Genomic DNA, 16,499 nt, shown 5'->3' on the forward strand with positions numbered 1-16,499 from the left:
ATCGGCGAGTTGAAGCTCCTCGTGGCCTGCCTGCGCCAACCATGGACAGCGGCTTATAGCTCGATGATGCCTCGTCGCGCCGCCACCGTAACCGCATGCGTACGATCAGCGACATCCAGCTTGGTAAATATGTTCTTCAGGTGTCCCTTGACCGTCTCTTCGGACAGACCAAGCTTCGATGCCACCTGCTTGTTGGCTTGGCCAGATGCCACGAGACGAAGAATCGCGATTTCACGTTCGGTAAGCGGTTCATCGACCACATGCGTCGCTATCTCGTTAGCGACATCACGCTGCACGTGGCGTTGACCGCGATGAACGTCACGAATAGCATCGATCAACTCGGTCCGCAGGCCGCTCTTGAGCAGATAACCGACTGCACCTGCCTTAAGCGCACGCATTACCTGCGCATCGCCCATATAGGTGGTGAGCACGATGATCCGGGCGCCCGGATCATCGCTTCGGATAGCAGCGATCGCTTCAACACCATTCATCCCCGGCATTTGTAGATCCATCAGCGTTACGTCCGGACGCAACGCCCGAAAAAGCTCGATTGCCTCTCTTCCGTTGCGAGCCTCGCCCACCATGACCATGTCGCTATGGTTGCCCAAGGCAGCGGCAACTCCATCCCGCAGGACAGGGTGGTCGTCTACAACGAGAACTCGGATCTGACGGTCGTTCATCTATCGAACTCCTTCGCATGAAGCGCGGCAGTCAAGCTTTGCGGGGCGACCTGAGCTTTGCAAACGCTAGCTTGGCTGGCATGGTGAGCGTGATCTCTGAGCCTGCATCGGGGCTGCTGACGATCATAATATCGCCGCCGATCTTCTCGGCGCGCTCGCGCATGCCAAGCATGCCGAAGTGTCCGTCCTTGTGTCCACTCACTAAAACGTCCTGGGGAATGCCAATGCCGTCATCCCGCACGCGTATAGCAAGGTGTCGCGGCTCGAAGCCGATGGCGACTTCGGCGGACGACGCTTGGGCATGATACGCGATGTTGAACAGCGCCTCGCGCACGATCCTTTTTATCTCTTCAGCGACGAATGGATGTAGAAGCCGCGGCCTCCCCTCCACTACGATGCGGACCGGGATCGGCGGATCGAACGGCGTGTCGGTCACGAGCTGCTCAACGATCACACAAAGATCATTCGTGCCTTCGGCGCCGCGCAGATCACGCACGCGGTTCCTGGCGTCGATCACGACGTCCTCGGCCGCCACCAGCGCAGCCTCGAGCTGTTCATGAATTTTCTCGTCATGCGTCATCCGATCCGCCGTCGCCTGGAAACGAAGCATCAGCCCCTGGATACCCTGCAAAAGCGTGTCATGGAGTTCACGCGCTATGCGCTCTCGCTCCTTGGCCCGCTCGTCCAGTCGACCATGGATGCTGCGCGCAATCTGCGTCACTCGCAGCCGATAGATGGCCCAAAGCAAAATGAGCACGAGCGCAGAACTGACCAGCGGGAACCACACCGATTGGAAGAAGGTCGGCGGAATCTCGAAATCGAGTGTCGCACCAGAACGATTCCAGACCCCATCGTTATTGGCCCCGATGACGCGAAACCTGTACTTTCCGGGCGACAGGTTCGTATAGAACGCTTGCCGCCTGGCGCCCGGATCGACCCAGTCCCGGTCAAACCCCTCGAGCATGTATTTGGCACGGGTACGGGTGGGGTCAGCGAAGCTCAGGACGGAGAAATCGATTTCGATGTTGGCCGTGTCGGCCATCAGTTCCAGCGTCTCCGGATCCCGGTACGCACGCCTGTCGGCGGTGATCGACGTGATCGCAATGCCGGGAGGCAGCGTGTCGCGGACGATGTGCGCAGGATCCATCCACAGGGTTCCGGCCTCGGTCGCGATCCACAGCCGCCCATCGCCGCCGCGCACGATGGACCGTTGCGAATGTGAATGAGGCCGGCTCTCCAATCCATCACCAAAACCGAGCGACGTCGTCGGCGCCGGGAACACCCTGTCGCGGAATGCACGCTCGAGATCGCGGGACTGAAGCCTTACTAGCGATGTTGGGTATGTCAGCCAGATATCGCCGTCCGGCATCTGTACCATACCGCTTATGCGACTAGCCGGTGACACCGGGTCGGCCCTGACCGTTTCGATGTTCGGCCCGCGGATGCGCGACAGACCGAACGCGCCAGCTGCGTAGACATCCCCTCCGGTCGCGTAGAGCGTGAGGACCTGGAGTTCGCTTCCATCGAAATCCATGCGCGTTGACGACCGTCGTCCGGAACTATCGATCCAGACCAGCTTGTCCCCCGTCTGGACAACCACGCCGCCCGATGGGGTCCGGATCATGGTGGTCGGGTAGAAGTCAGATCGATCGCCAGGAGCCAGGATCGTTTCCCATCGACCGTCCCTGTAGCGGCGCACGCCGCTGGCGGCCGCGGATATCCAGAAATCACCTGCCGCGTCGAAGGCGCAATCGTAGATGATGTGCCCAGAACCCTTGTCGGGACGCTCGATTGTCTGGCGGATAGCGCCGTTGGCCCACACAACGATCCGGGGCCCGAAGCCAATCCAGATCGCGCCGTCCGGCGCCTCGCACATGCTCTGGGGCTCGATCCCATTGCCCAGGATCGGCTCCGGCGCGCCCCCGGGCCTGACGCGGAAGACCGTGTGAGCCTCGCCAATGTAGACGCTTCCATCAGAAGCATCCAGCAACTTGTCGCCGAAGATTGCAGGCGACTCCAGCTCAGGGTCCGCTATCAGCGTGGCGGACCGGAACTTGTCGAGGCCACTTTCAGTACCGACCCAGATGTTTCCTTCCCGATCCTCGAGCAACTGGTTCGTGACATCCGAGGACAGGCCGTCGCGGCTCGTGAACGATTCGGGGGCTCCGCCATCGCCGCTTTCGAGAGTAGCGGTTGGCATCGCGAGTCGTCGCACACCACCGTAGCGTGTACCGATCCAAAGGTTTCCTTCATGATCAAACAGCGGCGCCCCCTCGCTAAGTGCGTCACCGGTGCGATAGGGAGTGCTCAGCGACGCCGGCGTACCATGACCGCCTGGCCCGGTAATGGGATAGCTTCCGCTGCTCTCGGAGAGCCATATCCGGCCCTCCCGATCCTGGGACAACAGGCCAAAAGGCGTCTTGCGATAGATCTCGAATCGCTCGGCGCCGGGAGCCAAGCGCGCAACCCCATCACTGCACGCGATCCAGACCGCGCCATCGGCGGCCACGAGCATGTTCGAGGAATTGCCCGACGGAAGGCCATCGGCCGCATTGAACGTTTTCCAATGCCCGTCGCGAAAACGAAGCGCCTCGGCACTGAAATTCGCCGTAAGCGCCCATACCTCACCCCCATTTCCTTCCATCATCTGGACGATACGGCTCGGAGCGGGCGGCGCATTCAGGATGCGGAGCGCGCCCCGTCGATAGATCGCAAAACGATGCGACGGCTCGAGGCTGATCCAGACGTCGCCGCTCCTCGTCACCAACAGCGCGCTTGGCAGGTCAGCTTTCTGGTCAATGCCTTCCGCTTCGATCCGTTCGAACCGCATTCCATCGAATCGGAACAGCCCCTCGCCCGTTGCGAGCCAAATGAAGCCATCCGGCCCTTGCGCCATCGCCCGCACTGGCGCCGGCGCTCCGCTTCCTTCGTTCCATTGCTGGTGCGAGTAGTGTGCGAAAGACCGAGGCGCTCCTGCGAATGTCACCAAAGGCAAAGTTGCCAGGACTGCAGACAGAAGGGTCCGGAATAGCCACCTCGTCACGATCAAGCCCTTCCGGCATCGCCCCACAAGCCAGTTTCACCCTACATAGGGTACATCCTACCCCCCCGAACTGGGGGATGCGAAGCCCCTCGTAAGGGCCTCCCAGTGCAGCGATATGGCGATATTGTCGCCAAATGAGCAATTACGTATGTCGCTACCCTGATGGCCCCGCCGGACTTGCCCTGCTCATCGTTCGCATGAGTTACGCGGTGGTCGCTTTTGGCATAGTCGCGACGATGCCCACGGGCCACGTTGGCGGTGCCTTTCCTTATGTGGCTTCAGGATTGGTCGCCTTGTCCCTGTTGATCGGGCTTGCAACCCGGTGGGCCGCTCTGCTTCTCGGTATGGCAGCTGCCATCGACCTGGCGGCGGCCGGCCCGATCCAGCAACTTATCCTTACAGGCCATATCGGTGCTTGTGCTCTGATCGTGCTGATCGGGCCCGGCGCATTCTCCATTGATGCCAAGCGCCACGGTCGCCGCGTCATCCACCTCAATTCGAACACCCCCGATCGAGGGGCCGACAACTGACCTGACTCGGGATACCGTAGATGGCGCGTTGCTGGCAGCCTTTGGGCAACGGCACGGATGAAACCAGCTATGTCAAACGCCTCGTTACCCTTGAACTCAGGTGATCACTCGGATCTTCTTGTATCCAGCCTGTCGGCCAGCTACGCCGGCGTAGTCGCCTTTCTTACCGTGGCCAACGAAGGCAGTTTCTCCCGCGCTGCCGACAAATTGGGAATCGGCCGCTCAGCGGTGAGCCGGAGCGTGCAAAAGCTTGAGGCTCAAATCGGGGCGCGCCTGTTCTGCCGCACGACGCGCGCAACGTCAATCACACGCGAAGGCGAGCTGTTCTACCAGAGTTGCCGCCCAGGCGTCGATCGAATCATGCAGGCGCTTGAAAAAATGCGTGACCTGCGCGAAGGCCCTCCGTGCGGGCGACTGAGGATCAGCGCTCCCCATGGATTTGGCCGCAAGGTTGTTGCGCCGCTGATGACGGAGTTCCGGGCACGTTTCCCCGCAGTGGCGCTTGAACTACTGCTTGAGGAGCAGACGGTCAACTTGGCGACCGACGGCATCGATGTCGCCTTCCGTGACGGCCGTCTAGACGACAGCCAAATCATCGCCAAGCAACTGATCCCGATGCAAATGCACGTCTGCGCATCGCCCAAGTACGCCCGCCAGCACGGCTTGCCACTCTCGGTTGACGACGTTGCAACGCACTCGTGCATCAACCAGCGACTTGCTAGTGGTCGCCTGCAATGCTGGGACTTCAAGGTAAACGGACAGCCGCGTCGTATCACGCCGGAGGCAGACATCGTCTTCAACGACCCTTCGCTCGCAATGCAGGCAGTGCTCGCTGATCAGGGATTAGCCCAATTGCCGGCATATCAGGTAAGCGAAGCGCTTCGCAACGGCAAGCTAGTGGCGTGCCTGGAACACGTCGCGCCCGACGACCGTGGACATTACTTGTGTTATCTGAGTCGCGAGCAATTGCCAAAGCGGATACGGGCATTCGTCGATTTCATGACCACTAGCATCCGAGCCTTGGATTTCTCCACCGTTGAACTACGAGCGCACAGTTCCATGCAGGAGGAAGTTGCTCTGCCGTGACTAACAAGACGGATCACGCTGCGCTACGCGGCCCTGGGCCGCAATTGTGGCAACACCCCAGTTGAGTAAGCACCTCAACGAATGAGTTTTTCGCAGAACGCAACGTACAAAGAAAAAGGTTCCCCGAACTGAGCGGCCTTTCCAATCGGCAACTTCGCGCTGGCCTTGCATTTGTGCAGTCTGTAGAGGTTCTAGTGCTTCGGAGCTTCAGCCGACAATGTCCGCGGCACTCCGACATCGTTTAGCTGCACGGATTACCAGGCCGTTGCGCGCCTCGAAGCAATGTGGACATCTCCTAACTGAAAGACCAGAACAAGGCTGCATCGACTTTGGTCGTCACGAACCAAGTTCTATCGAATCGAATTCACGACCTTCTGACGACACCTTTTCCCACACCACATCCAGCTCACCGTCGACCAACATCTCATAGGCGGTTCTTCCGCCAAAGGCACGGCGATGTGTACTCATCCATCGCTCAGCGAGATGCCTGTCCCCCACATTCAGTAGAAGCATGCTCGCAAGATTGGACTGCATGATTTCAAGGGCCGAGAATGCCTCCGATAGCAATGTGTCTCGCATCGCATCGACACGCCTGATATCAACCAATATCTTTTCGAAACAACTCTTCTCAGCCATCATGCCTCCGTTTTCGTCCAATGCGCCGGACGGTTATCGGTCAGCTTCGCTCACCACTCTGAATCGACCGAAGAAAACGCATGACTGCCGTAGCCATCCCTTGGGAAACCAATTCCATGGCAGTCAAGTCATTTAGCTCGGCAATGGGTGCAGTTTGGTACCAAGCAGCAAGCAATAACGGATCGTCTTCAAGTCTCGCGGCGAGTCCTAGAACCTCGCACATGGCTGAACGATGCCATGCCGAAACCCTGAATTGACATTCTTTCTCGATCTCTTCTAGGCAATTGAAAAGGGCGGCATCGATGGTTGGCGATGACCCACCATTCAATAACGGCCTAACGCTCACTGACGAGATGCGTTGATCCATAGCATGCTCCTTCAGCACGCTACTCTTGCCACATACATTCAAGCGCATGGCACCACCACTGACAAATTCGATGCTTCATCGACCAACGTATGGGCAAGGAAACACAAACAAGCCACCTTGACCCTACTTAATGATCCCGCACTTTGAGGCGATCATTAGCTCACCGCGGCCAATCGGATGGAACACCGCTGACTGCGAGAGTCATCATAGGCATACTCATCAGTGACGGATAGATACTTACTTTGGCTCACGGCGTTGCCCATGAGACATCAATCGGCTCACCCCTGAATCTCTGGATGCGATTTCCGTTCCGAAGCTGGACGGGTTCCGTTTCCACGGACGGTTTAAATAGTCACCTCAGCCATTCTCTCGAAAGCTTCCGACGAGCGACAGCCAAGCTGCTATGCAACCGTTGCCGGTTGTAGAAGCTTTCGATGTAATCAAAGATATATGTCCTTGGCCATATCGCGGACCTTGAAGCGCTCGTGATGTGTCAACCCCTGCTTGAGGGAACTGACGCATCACAGGCAAGCGCCTGTCCGGGACGACCACACATGGCCCAGCCCACGATGCGCCGGCTATACATGTCCGACACTGCAGCCAGATACGACCAGCCTTGCTGAGTAGTTACAAGCGCTTGATAGCACTCAGATAGCTGATGACAGTATTGAACGATTGTCCGGGTCCGCTAACCCTGGTCGTGATGAATAACGTTGGATAAAACAGCGACTGAACTTTTGAATCCAACAGCAAGGGAACCCGCTCTCCGCTCGTAAACACAATTGTTTTGACGCGGTACTTTTGTTCGCTCATACCTAAAACTACAGCTGACGGATGGGCGGAAATAAACGACAGCCGCACTTGCCATTACCTTGAATATAGAAAAATCCATCTAAATCACGGACTTAGATCAATTCGCAACAAAACTATGCTGGTAGGTTCCAGAACGGTTCTTAGTGCCTGATAGCTCATCAACACGGGAACAAACCCAGCCTTTAAGCCAAGCTAGCACCAAAGAAACTTGCAACAAGTGGCAGGATTGTTCCGTTTTGGCAACCAAACGCCCCAAAACGCAACAAAGCGATGAAAAGGCTTCACGTCAGCATCAGGTTCCCGCGTTGTAGAGGCAACCACAATGTAAATCGCGTACCAACTTCCCCCGATACCCACGCGACCTTCCCATCGATGGCCTGCGCACGACGCTGCTGATTCTGCAAACCGCGGCCGCTGCTTCGCCAAAGCGCAGCGGCCACATCGAAGCCCTGGCCGTTGTCTTCAATGATGACTTGCACGCCAGCGCCTTCGATGGCGGTGGCCACCCGGATAACGGTGGCACGCGTGTGGCGCAGTATGTTGGCTATGCTTTCCTGGACAATGCGCAGAATGTTCAGGGCGCTCGACGGGTTCAGCCAATCCAATGCCGGCAACTCCTTGACGTCCCATGCCAACGCAACATTGGCACCTTCCATGCGCGGCTCCAGCCGGAAACGCAGCGTGGCCAGCAACAGCAACAGATCCGCTTCGACCGGCTCCATGGAATCGATCGCCAGCTTCAGGTCGTCCATGCAGTCTTTGAGCAGTTGCGATACTTCGGCGTCGCGCATGCGGCCCTGCTCCACCGAGCGGATGGCGCTAATCAGGGTCGAACCGAGTCCGTCATGCATGTCCTGCATCAGTCGCTGGCGTTCGTCGCTTAGCAGCTGGCGCTGTTCGATCTCGCGCAGCGCCTGATGGCTTTGCTCCAGTTCGGCCTCGCGCAACCGCAGGCGCTCCGCAAGGCTGGCGTTGACCCGCTCTACTTCTTCAATGGCATTGACGTAGCGCCGATACATCAGCAAGCCGAAGAAGATGAAGGTGATGCCGTTGGTGTAGGCGCCGAGGAACCAACCTTCCGGGCCGACGACGTTGTTGTGCAGCATCCAGTCCGACATGCCGAGCACGACGCAGATGGCGACAGCAACGACGACCAGGCGTCCCTCCGGCGAGGAACGCCAGGTGCAGACGCCGCCGACCAGGCCGACCGTCATAGCCATCAGCAATTCGAGTGCATAGATCACCCCCAGGACGGCCTGCGTATTGGGCAGACCCCACGATACCGGCAAGGTTGCCACGCCAATCAGTATCGGCGCTGCAACCATGCCGACGCTGAGCCAGCGCAGTGGGCGACCGTGCAGCAGTCGCAAAAAGAAATGCCCGATCGTCAACAACCAGCACAGAGAATTGACCACCAACCAGCCGAACCAGTCCCTGGCGATCGGCAGATCCACGTAATAGTGCAGGTGTGCGGCGAAGGCGATCACCGCCAGGTTGAAGAACAACAGATAGCCCGAATCGTGACGACGCTTGAACCATACGAACAAGGCAAAGATGCCAACCGCCAGAAACGCCGCGTTCAACATGGCCGGCAGTCCCTGTTGCAGCCATTGCCGCGTTTGATAACGGCCACGCAAGGCATCAGCAGGCCCCAGCCATAGCGATGACACCGCCACCGGGTATTGCGAGGTGTGCTCCAGCCTGATCAGGATCTCCCGCACGGGCACATCGGCGACGCCCGGCTCCAGCGGCACCCATAGCGGAGTAAACAGGCTGTTCCATTGCTGGCCATGCTGCTGTGCCCGATAAACCAGCTTGCCGTTGATATAGAGGGCGATCGGGCCATCGGTCTTGAGGCGCACGCTATATAACGCCAGCGATTCGGTTGCAGACTGTCCAGCTACGAGTAGCCTGATCCAGGTGATGCGATGCGCATCGGTCGGCGTAGACGCATGCATGGTCAGTGGCAGCGCGGTTGCATGCCACGCATCCGGCAAGCTGCGACTGTCCAGCGAAGCAGGTGGTGCACTGAAACCAGGTGTCTCCACGTCCTGCCAGCTGGCTTGCGTCAAATGCAGGCATTCGCCAGACCGTTGGATACCGCTTACCGCCAGCGAGAGAAACGCGGCGAGCGCCGCCAGCAACGCCACCGAGAAAACGAGCGAGGCGAGGGCTGGAACGCTTCTCAGAAGGCGACGAGGCATCTTTTCGTTCGCCGCTTTCCCCAATATTGATATACGAGCTGAATCAGCCGTCCAGAATCCCCTGATTCCTGGCTTCATAAATCGCTTCCGCCTTGGATGTTACGTTCAACTTGCTGTAGATGCGTCGCACAAAGCTTCGCACGGTGAAAGGCGACAACGACATCAGCCGGGCGATTTCATTCGCGGTAAAGCCTTTGGTGATGAGTTCAAGCACTTCTTTCTCGCGTGCGGACAAAAGTTGCGACGCTTGATCCGGCACAGCCGGCCGACCTGCGCCCCCTGCCCCGATCTGACGAAACCGCGCCAGCAGCTGTCGCGCAATGATAGGGCTGATCGGGCTGCCACCACTAGCCACGCTGCGAATTTCATCGACGATCTTCGCGGGGGAGCTGTCCTTCAGCAGATAACCCGAGGCACCCGCCTCGATCGAACGGATGACATGCGTCTCGTCACCGAAGTTGGTGGCGACCATGACGCTGCAACTGCTCCATTGCCGCACGGCGGCCTTGATGACGTCGATGCCGGAACCATCCGGCAACCCCAGATCCACCAGCAGCACATCGGCCGGCGCACTCAGTAGCAGCCGCAACCCTTCGACGCGCGTGCCGGCGACACCGGCAAGCCGAATGTCCTGCGCACTCTCGATCGCCTCGGTCAGCGCTCGCCTGAAACCCAGGTCGTCCTCCACGATGGCCACGTGGATCAGCGGCAAAGTCTGGCCGGCGGCCGGTGAGTGCATGAAAAGTCCAGGATTCTCAAAGAACGTCATTCTGCAACGTAACCGACAACAATGCGCGTAGCATTTTTGTTCTACAGACGGCCTTACGCGTCAGGCAGGCGCAGCAAGGCCCCGGTCATCCAACCACTCCAGCCCCAGCGCACGAAACTCTCTCGGCGCGACGCCGTACGCCCGACGAAATGCACGCGTGAAATCGGACGGGCCACTGAAACCGAGCCGATGGCCGATTTCCGCCACAGCAATCGACCGCGAACGAACCAGCTCGTCGGCAGCCACGCGAAGGCGGCAATTGCGAATGTAGTGATTGAGGCCGCCCTCATCCTCGAACATGCGGTACAGCGTGGCGCGTGCCAAGGGAAAGCTGCTGAGGATTTTTTCCGGCGCCAGTTCGCCGGAATGAAGATGGCGATCGATGTAATGTTTGATGCGTCCAAGCATCGCCGTACGTGCCGCTGCACGAACACCATGGCTGGCGCGAAGGTCTTTGCTAAAAGCCGCCAGGATCAGATCGGCGGCAACATGCAGCACACTTTCGGCTTGCTCGTCGCTCATCGCGGAAATCTCGTGACACAACGCCATGACGTGTTCGCGCAACAGGCATGCCAGCGGCGAGTTGTACGTCACCACCTTGCCGTGCAGCGATTCAGCGTTGGGAATCACCGCTTCCACCACCGTGCGCGGCAGGAAGAAGGCGAGCACGTGCGCTTGCGTGGGCCGCTTCATCCGCATCGTCTGATTCATGTCCAGCGCAAGGATGCCCGGCATGAACTGCGTGGATTTGCGGCGTTGCGCATGCCCGGTCTCGGTTTCGGCGATGCCCTTGATCATAATATGGAAGCAGTAGTCGCGCATGGTGTCGCACGATATGCACGCAGCGGTTCGCGCCTGCAACATCGGGTCGGTGCGGCTGTCCAGGTAGACCAGCCTGCGGGTGACATAGGTGTCGAGCTCGCCGCGAAATCCCTTCATCACCTGTGTGCGCGCCACCGGCACATCGAGGATGCGGCTGAGCCGATCGCTCCACGTCAGCATTTGCAGGCGCGTGGTCTCCTCCGCTGTGCTGAAGTGCTGGCGAATCACCAACGGCATGGTCGAGGCCATGCCGCTGGTCGGCGGATAGACAAGCCGCCGGTCCGCAGAGGCGATAGCCTGCCTCACGGCTTCGCCATAAGCGCGTTTTACGTGGATTGCTTGCACCAGGTGTGTCCTTGCGTGTTTCGCCCAGCGTTCTGGCGTTGTGAATCCAGATGCCGTCCCAGCCGCACACGGCAAGCAAGTATGAGGCCCGGCTAGAGCACCATGGTTTGTCACCCGCATAAACCTCTCAAGGCCCAACCTGACAGCAAACCGTCACTCTCCAGATAGGCTTCACTGACGCAAAACGGCAGCTTTTGCCCCCGTCGCTGTTCCGCTTAACCCTCCGTCTCAATTTCCGGGAAGTGACCGCTCGAATCGACCGGCCGGCCCCTAAGCCCCGGCCCGCGCCGCCACCAAACATGATGGCGGTCGCAGAATATTCGTCGCCATTGGATAGAGGGGCCATGACCAAACGCCTTCTTTGCGTCGTGAGCTTGCAGCGCCCGCTTGCCGCGCTTTTTCACGCGAGCGCATGCAACGCGCGTAGCGAACGGACTCCGAAAGAAGGCTATTGTGCGATCCGACCACCAACCGCGCATGTAGCGTCTTTGTTCTACAGACAGCCTGGCGCCCTGTCCTCACGATATCCGGCCACGGCCGCGCGCTCCCACCGTGCGCGCCTATTTTTTCGGGGGCAACTTGCGAACCACATCGACCGCATGGCCCGGATTGCCGTGCCGCAAAGGTGGGTAGCCGCCACCGACTAACGCTTTACCGTTATCCACAGGGGAATACATGCAACGCCGCATCCACTTCATCTCGGGCCTGCCAAGGTCCGGGTCTACGCTGCTGTCTGCCTTGTTGCAGCAAAACCCGCGCTTTCACGCGGGCATGAGCAGTCCGGTCGCGGGCATGTTCAGCACCATGCTTGGCGAACTGAGCGAGCGCAACGAGTTTTCGGTTTTCATCAATGATGCGCAACGCCAGCGTGTCCTGCGCGGACTGTTCGCCAATTACTACGACGGTGAGGTTGACGCCGAGGTGATATTCGACACCAGCCGGACGTGGTGCACCCGCCTTCCCGCGCTGAACACGTTGTTTCCCGACGCACGCATCATCGCCTGCGTGCGCGACACGGCATGGATCGTCGACAGCATCGAGCGACTGATCCGCGGCAACGCGTTCCAGCCCTCTTCGATCTTCAATTTTCAAACCGGAGGCACGGTGTATTCGCGTGCCGAAGGGATCGCCAATGGCGATGGCATGCTCGGCTATGCCTACAACGCATTGAGAGAAGCGTTCTTCGGCGAAGACACCAGCAACCTGATGCTGCTGCAGTACGACACGCTGGTCAGCAATCCAGCACGCGCACTGGCTGCCGTGTACGACTTCATCGGCGAACCCGCCTTCATCCACGATTTCGAGCACGTCAGCTTCGACGACAAAGGTTTCGACGAACGCGCCGGTACGCCGGGATTACATCGCGTGCACGCGCGCGTCGGCGCGATTCAACGGCAAAGCATTTTGCCGCCGGATGTATTTCGCCGATTCGAGAACGACTCGTTCTGGCGCGATCCGCAGCTCAATCCGCGCGGCGTGCGCATCGTCTGACGGACGCCATTCCCGCATCGCCCCCCACTACCGCCAGCCACCGCGCCATCTGCCAGGGACCGCGCCATGAATCACTGTAGGCTTCCGCTTCCTCGCGACGCCACATCTCTCAGTGGATGCGACCTACAACGGACAGTTCGCTCGTCGCGTCAACGATCAGGCAGCGCATCTGAGCCTTACGTACTCGTTCTGAATCAATGTATGTGCGCTAAAAAAGCCCATGTGATGCACGGGCTTTCTTTCCAAAATGCAACGAATTTGGAGAGATGCACGGACGGGCAAAACCAGTTGTTCATGAACGATGTAGCCAGTTGTCGGGGAAAAAGAAAGATCAACGATTTACGAAGATGCAAAAAAGGAAAAGCCCCCGCAAAGGCAGGGGCTTGGCACTAGAAACGCAACACACCGCCGCGTGTGTTTTCAGAACGGAATATCGTCATCGTCGAACTGGTTGCCGCCCATGTCCGGCGGCGGCGCCGACTGGCGCGGCGCGGCGCTGGCATAGTCTTCGCGGCTCTGCTGGCGAGGAGCACCGCCACCGCTTTGCGAGCGTTCGCGGTAACCACCGCCACCACCACCCATGCCGCCGCCTTCACCGCCGCCCATGCCGCCAAGCATCTGCAGGTCGCTGGCGATGATGTCGGTGGAGTAGCGCTCGACGCCTTGCTTGTCGGTGTACTTGTCAGTGCGCAGCGAGCCTTCGACGTATACCTGGCGCCCCTTCTTGAGGTATTCGCCGGCGATCTCGGCTAGGCGGCCGAACAGCTTCACGCGGTGCCATTCCGTACGCTCCTGCTTCTGGCCGCTCTGCTTGTCGGTCCATTGCTCGGAAGTCGCCACGCTGAGGCTGGCGATGGCCGTGCCTCCGGCCGTGTAGCGCACTTCGGGGTCCGCGCCGAGGTTGCCGACCAGGATGACTTTGTTGATACCACGTGCCATGTATGACCTCGAAAAACTTCAATCGGAATAAGGGCTTTCCAGCCGGGCTCAGTGAGCTTAGGGCGACTCCCAGCCGCGCAGCCAGCGCTCTCGGGAGCCAATGGGTATAGGCCCATGGCTCGCCATGATACACGCCCAGCCCCTCAAGCCACGTCGGTGAATGGCGCCTTGCGGCCATCCGCCAATCGGAGTGGAGGCATCGTAAGCTGGCGCTGTCGCAAGCCTTGAAACTGGGTTCGGAGGCAGGACTTTAGCTCAAACCTTGAACGCCATGGTCGCCTCCACGGCCTGTTTCCAGCCCGCGTAGAGCGCTTCCCGCTGAGTCTCCGGCATCTGCGGCTCGAAGCGGCGGTCGATGACCCAATGACGCGCGATGTCTTCGCGGCTGGACCAGAAGCCAGTGGCGAGCCCAGCCAGATAGGCCGCACCCAGCGCGGTGGTTTCCGCCACCTTCGGCCGCAGCACAGGCACATTGAGTATGTCGCTCTGGAACTGCCCCAGGAAGCCGTTCGCGATGGCGCCGCCATCGGCGCGCAACTCCTTCAGCTTGATGCCGGCATCGCTTTCCATCGCAGCAAGCACATCGCGCGTCTGGTAGGCCATCGACTCCACCGCGGCGCGAACGAAATGTTCCTTGCTGGTGCCGCGCGACAGGCCAAATACCGCGCCACGCACGTCACTGCGCCAGTACGGCGCCCCCAAGCCTACGAAGGCGGGCACCATGTACACGCCCTCGTTGGACTTGGCCCGCTCGGCGTAGTCCTGCGAATCACTGGCCCGGCCAAGCATGCGCAAGCCATCACGCAACCACTGGATCACTGAGCCGGCCACGAAGATGGCGCCTTCCAAGGCATATTCCACTTTGCCGCCCACGCCCCAGGCAATGGTGGTAAGCAGGCCGTTGTGCGAGGTCACCGCCTTGTCACCGGTATTCATCAGCATGAAGCAGCCGGTGCCGTAAGTGTTTTTGGCCATGCCTGGCTCGAAACAAGCCTGGCCGAACAGTGCCGCTTGCTGGTCGCCGGCCACGCCGGCGATCGGCACTTCCTGGCCAAAGAAATGCTGGCCGAGCGTATTGCCGTAGATTTCGCTGCACGACCGCACTTCCGGCAGCATGGCGCGCGGCACCTCAAGCATCGCCAGCAACTCGTCGTCCCAGCACTGCTCATGAATGTTGTACATCAGGGTACGCGACGCATTGGTGTAGTCGGTCACATGCGACTTGCCGCCAGTGAGATTCCAGATCAACCAGGTATCGATGGTGCCGAACAGCAGTTCGCCGCGCTTGGCGCGTTCGCGCGCTCCGTCGAGGCGGTCGAGCATCCACTTCACCTTGGTGCCCGAGAAGTAGGCATCGATCAGCAGGCCGGTCTTCGCGCGCACCATCTGGTCATGCCCGGCCGCGATCAATTGGTCGCAGATCTCGCGGGTCTGTCGCGACTGCCACACGATCGCGTTATAGATCGGCTGACCGGTGGCCTTGTCCCAAACCACTGCTGTTTCGCGCTGGTTGGTGATGCCGATGCCGGCCACTTGGCGAGGATCGATCTGGGCGTTGTTCATCACCTCAGTGATGGTGGTGAGCACGCTGGTCATGATTTCGCGCGGGTTGTGCTCCACCCAGCCCGGCTGCGGAAAGATCTGCCCGAATTCGCGTTGCGCGACGCCGACGATGCCACCGGCGCGATCGAACAGGATCGCGCGGGAACTGGTCGTGCCCTGATCGATCGCCAAGATGTATGACTTATCCACGTGACGGTTCCTGTTCAACGGGTAGGGTCTGCCTCGACGCGACGTGCACCACTGGCCTCTTGGGGCGACTGCAACACGCGCAGGCGCGCCGGCAGGAACGGATACACCAGCCACTGGTACGCGGCCGCGCCGACCACGCCGCCGAGCAAGGGACCGACAATGGGAATCCACCAGTAGTGCTCGGGGGCCGGCAGCGCGGAAGAACCCCAGCCGGCGAAATAGGCAAACAGACGCGGGCCGAAATCACGCGCGGGATTGATTGCCCAGGCTTCGAGGTAACCCATCGACGCACCGATGGTGGCCACCAGCAAACCGATGATCAACGCGCCCGAATTGGCGCCTGGCGCCATCTCATTGTACTGCTCGGTGATCGCGAAAATGCCGAACAGCAGGAAGGCGGTGAGGATGACCTGGTCCAATAGCGCGTGCATCGGCGTGACAGCCAGGCCCGGATGCGTGAAGAACACGCCCGCCGCACCGCCCGCCTCGCGCGTGAGCTGGTGCACCTGGTTGTAATGATCGATCACCGGCGAGAACAGTACGTAGACGACGGCGGCGCCGAGAAACGCGCCAACTACTTGCGCCACGCTATAGGGAAGCACTTTTTTCCACGGAAAGCCGCGAAACAAGGCCAGCGCCAGCGTAACGGCCGGATTGGCATGCGTGCCGGATACCGAGCCGGTGACGTAGATCGCGATCGTTACTGCCAAACCCCATGCGATGCACACGCCCCAATACGAGTTGGCGTAAGGGCTGGGGTCATACAGCACATACATGCAAGCGACCGAGTCGCCCAAAGCGAGGATGATGAAAGTGGCAACCGCCTCGGAAATCAGCTCACCGATGCTTTGCCGGCTCATGCCCCTGCCCCCGGCGTACGCGTAACGATGAACAGGCGGTTCGTGCAATTGGACATAAATTCTTCCCCTTGATGACCTCCCCCTGCTGCCGCCATCTCCGCTTTCGCGGCAACGCTGGCGAGACGAACCGGGGCTTCACGAGCAATTTGCGAAATCTAGCTT

General features: G+C 59.7%; 13 protein-coding genes. 3 read left to right on the forward strand and 10 right to left on the reverse strand.

All coding sequences use genetic code 11. The annotated features are described in order from the left end of the window. Window positions 1-53: 53 nt before the first annotated feature. Complete coding sequence (locus QQJ96_RS22315; protein ID WP_284334250.1) at window positions 54-680, reverse strand: response regulator transcription factor; 627 nt, start codon at window positions 678-680, stop codon at window positions 54-56. A gap of 31 nt (window positions 681-711) precedes the next feature. Further along, window positions 712-3,576, reverse strand: a complete 2,865-nt coding sequence (locus tag QQJ96_RS22320; RefSeq protein WP_284334251.1) for a sensor histidine kinase — start codon at window positions 3,574-3,576, stop codon at window positions 712-714. A gap of 281 nt (window positions 3,577-3,857) precedes the next feature. Between QQJ96_RS22320 and QQJ96_RS22325 the strand changes: the two genes are divergently transcribed. Both QQJ96_RS22325 and QQJ96_RS22330 read left to right on the forward strand, forming a co-directional pair. Further along, window positions 3,858-4,253: a hypothetical protein gene (locus QQJ96_RS22325; protein ID WP_284334252.1), complete on the forward strand. Its 396-nt coding sequence runs from the start codon at window positions 3,858-3,860 to the stop codon at window positions 4,251-4,253. A 168-nt stretch (window positions 4,254-4,421) separates the two neighbouring features. Beyond that, window positions 4,422-5,339, forward strand: coding sequence for a LysR family transcriptional regulator (locus tag QQJ96_RS22330; RefSeq protein ID WP_345782724.1), 918 nt, complete (start codon window positions 4,422-4,424; stop codon window positions 5,337-5,339). Between the two features lie 336 nt (window positions 5,340-5,675). Here QQJ96_RS22330 and QQJ96_RS22335 read toward each other — a convergent pair whose 3' ends face one another. The 5 genes from QQJ96_RS22335 to QQJ96_RS22355 form a co-directional block, all read right to left on the reverse strand. Continuing rightward, window positions 5,676-5,978, reverse strand: a complete 303-nt coding sequence (locus QQJ96_RS22335; protein WP_284334254.1) for an antitoxin Xre/MbcA/ParS toxin-binding domain-containing protein — start codon at window positions 5,976-5,978, stop codon at window positions 5,676-5,678. 37 nt (window positions 5,979-6,015) lie between these two features. Continuing rightward, entirely contained in the window at window positions 6,016-6,342 is a 327-nt protein-coding gene (locus QQJ96_RS22340) for a hypothetical protein (protein ID WP_284334255.1), read from the reverse strand. 1,094 nt (window positions 6,343-7,436) lie between these two features. Beyond that, complete coding sequence (locus tag QQJ96_RS22345) at window positions 7,437-9,359, reverse strand: sensor histidine kinase (protein WP_284334256.1); 1,923 nt, start codon at window positions 9,357-9,359, stop codon at window positions 7,437-7,439. Between the two features lie 43 nt (window positions 9,360-9,402). Beyond that, entirely contained in the window at window positions 9,403-10,098 is a 696-nt protein-coding gene (locus QQJ96_RS22350) for a response regulator (RefSeq protein WP_284334257.1), read from the reverse strand. A 90-nt stretch (window positions 10,099-10,188) separates the two neighbouring features. Beyond that, on the reverse strand, window positions 10,189-11,295 hold the full coding sequence (locus QQJ96_RS22355; RefSeq protein ID WP_284334258.1) for a helix-turn-helix domain-containing protein: 1,107 nt from the start codon (window positions 11,293-11,295) through the stop codon (window positions 10,189-10,191). A 675-nt stretch (window positions 11,296-11,970) separates the two neighbouring features. Between QQJ96_RS22355 and QQJ96_RS22360 the strand changes: the two genes are divergently transcribed. Then, a complete protein-coding gene (locus QQJ96_RS22360) occupies window positions 11,971-12,786 on the forward strand; it encodes a sulfotransferase family protein (RefSeq protein WP_284334259.1) in 816 nt (271 codons plus the stop codon). A gap of 420 nt (window positions 12,787-13,206) precedes the next feature. Here the strand turns inward: QQJ96_RS22360 and ssb are convergent, their stop codons facing one another. The 3 genes from ssb to QQJ96_RS22375 all read right to left on the reverse strand — a co-directional run bounded on the left by ssb (window position 13,207) and on the right by QQJ96_RS22375 (window position 16,337). Beyond that, window positions 13,207-13,725, reverse strand: coding sequence for a single-stranded DNA-binding protein (gene ssb, locus QQJ96_RS22365; protein WP_284334260.1), 519 nt, complete (start codon window positions 13,723-13,725; stop codon window positions 13,207-13,209). A 255-nt stretch (window positions 13,726-13,980) separates the two neighbouring features. Next, complete coding sequence (glpK, locus tag QQJ96_RS22370) at window positions 13,981-15,477, reverse strand: glycerol kinase GlpK (RefSeq protein ID WP_284334261.1); 1,497 nt, start codon at window positions 15,475-15,477, stop codon at window positions 13,981-13,983. Window positions 15,478-15,491: 14 nt separating this feature from the next. Continuing rightward, window positions 15,492-16,337: an MIP/aquaporin family protein gene (locus QQJ96_RS22375; RefSeq protein ID WP_284334262.1), complete on the reverse strand. Its 846-nt coding sequence runs from the start codon at window positions 16,335-16,337 to the stop codon at window positions 15,492-15,494. Between the last annotated feature and the right edge of the window lie 162 nt (window positions 16,338-16,499).

The sequence above is a fragment of the Dyella flagellata genome, from assembly GCF_030160275.1.
In the GTDB taxonomy this organism is placed as follows: Bacteria; Pseudomonadota; Gammaproteobacteria; order Xanthomonadales; family Rhodanobacteraceae; genus Dyella_B; species Dyella_B flagellata.

Coding starts and splice junctions, on each gene's coding strand:
- QQJ96_RS22315 (WP_284334250.1), bottom strand. CDS start 680: ATGAACGACCGTCAGATCCGAGTTCTCGTTGTAGACGACCACCCTGTC.
- QQJ96_RS22320 (WP_284334251.1), bottom strand. CDS start 3,576: ATGGCGCAAGGGCCGGATGGCTTCATTTGGCTCGCAACGGGCGAGGGG.
- QQJ96_RS22325 (WP_284334252.1), top strand. CDS start 3,858: ATGAGCAATTACGTATGTCGCTACCCTGATGGCCCCGCCGGACTTGCC.
- QQJ96_RS22335 (WP_284334254.1), bottom strand. CDS start 5,978: ATGATGGCTGAGAAGAGTTGTTTCGAAAAGATATTGGTTGATATCAGG.
- QQJ96_RS22340 (WP_284334255.1), bottom strand. CDS start 6,342: ATGGATCAACGCATCTCGTCAGTGAGCGTTAGGCCGTTATTGAATGGT.
- QQJ96_RS22345 (WP_284334256.1), bottom strand. CDS start 9,359: ATGCCTCGTCGCCTTCTGAGAAGCGTTCCAGCCCTCGCCTCGCTCGTT.
- QQJ96_RS22350 (WP_284334257.1), bottom strand. CDS start 10,098: ATGCACTCACCGGCCGCCGGCCAGACTTTGCCGCTGATCCACGTGGCC.
- QQJ96_RS22360 (WP_284334259.1), top strand. CDS start 11,971: ATGCAACGCCGCATCCACTTCATCTCGGGCCTGCCAAGGTCCGGGTCT.
- ssb (WP_284334260.1), bottom strand. CDS start 13,725: ATGGCACGTGGTATCAACAAAGTCATCCTGGTCGGCAACCTCGGCGCG.
- QQJ96_RS22375 (WP_284334262.1), bottom strand. CDS start 16,337: ATGAGCCGGCAAAGCATCGGTGAGCTGATTTCCGAGGCGGTTGCCACT.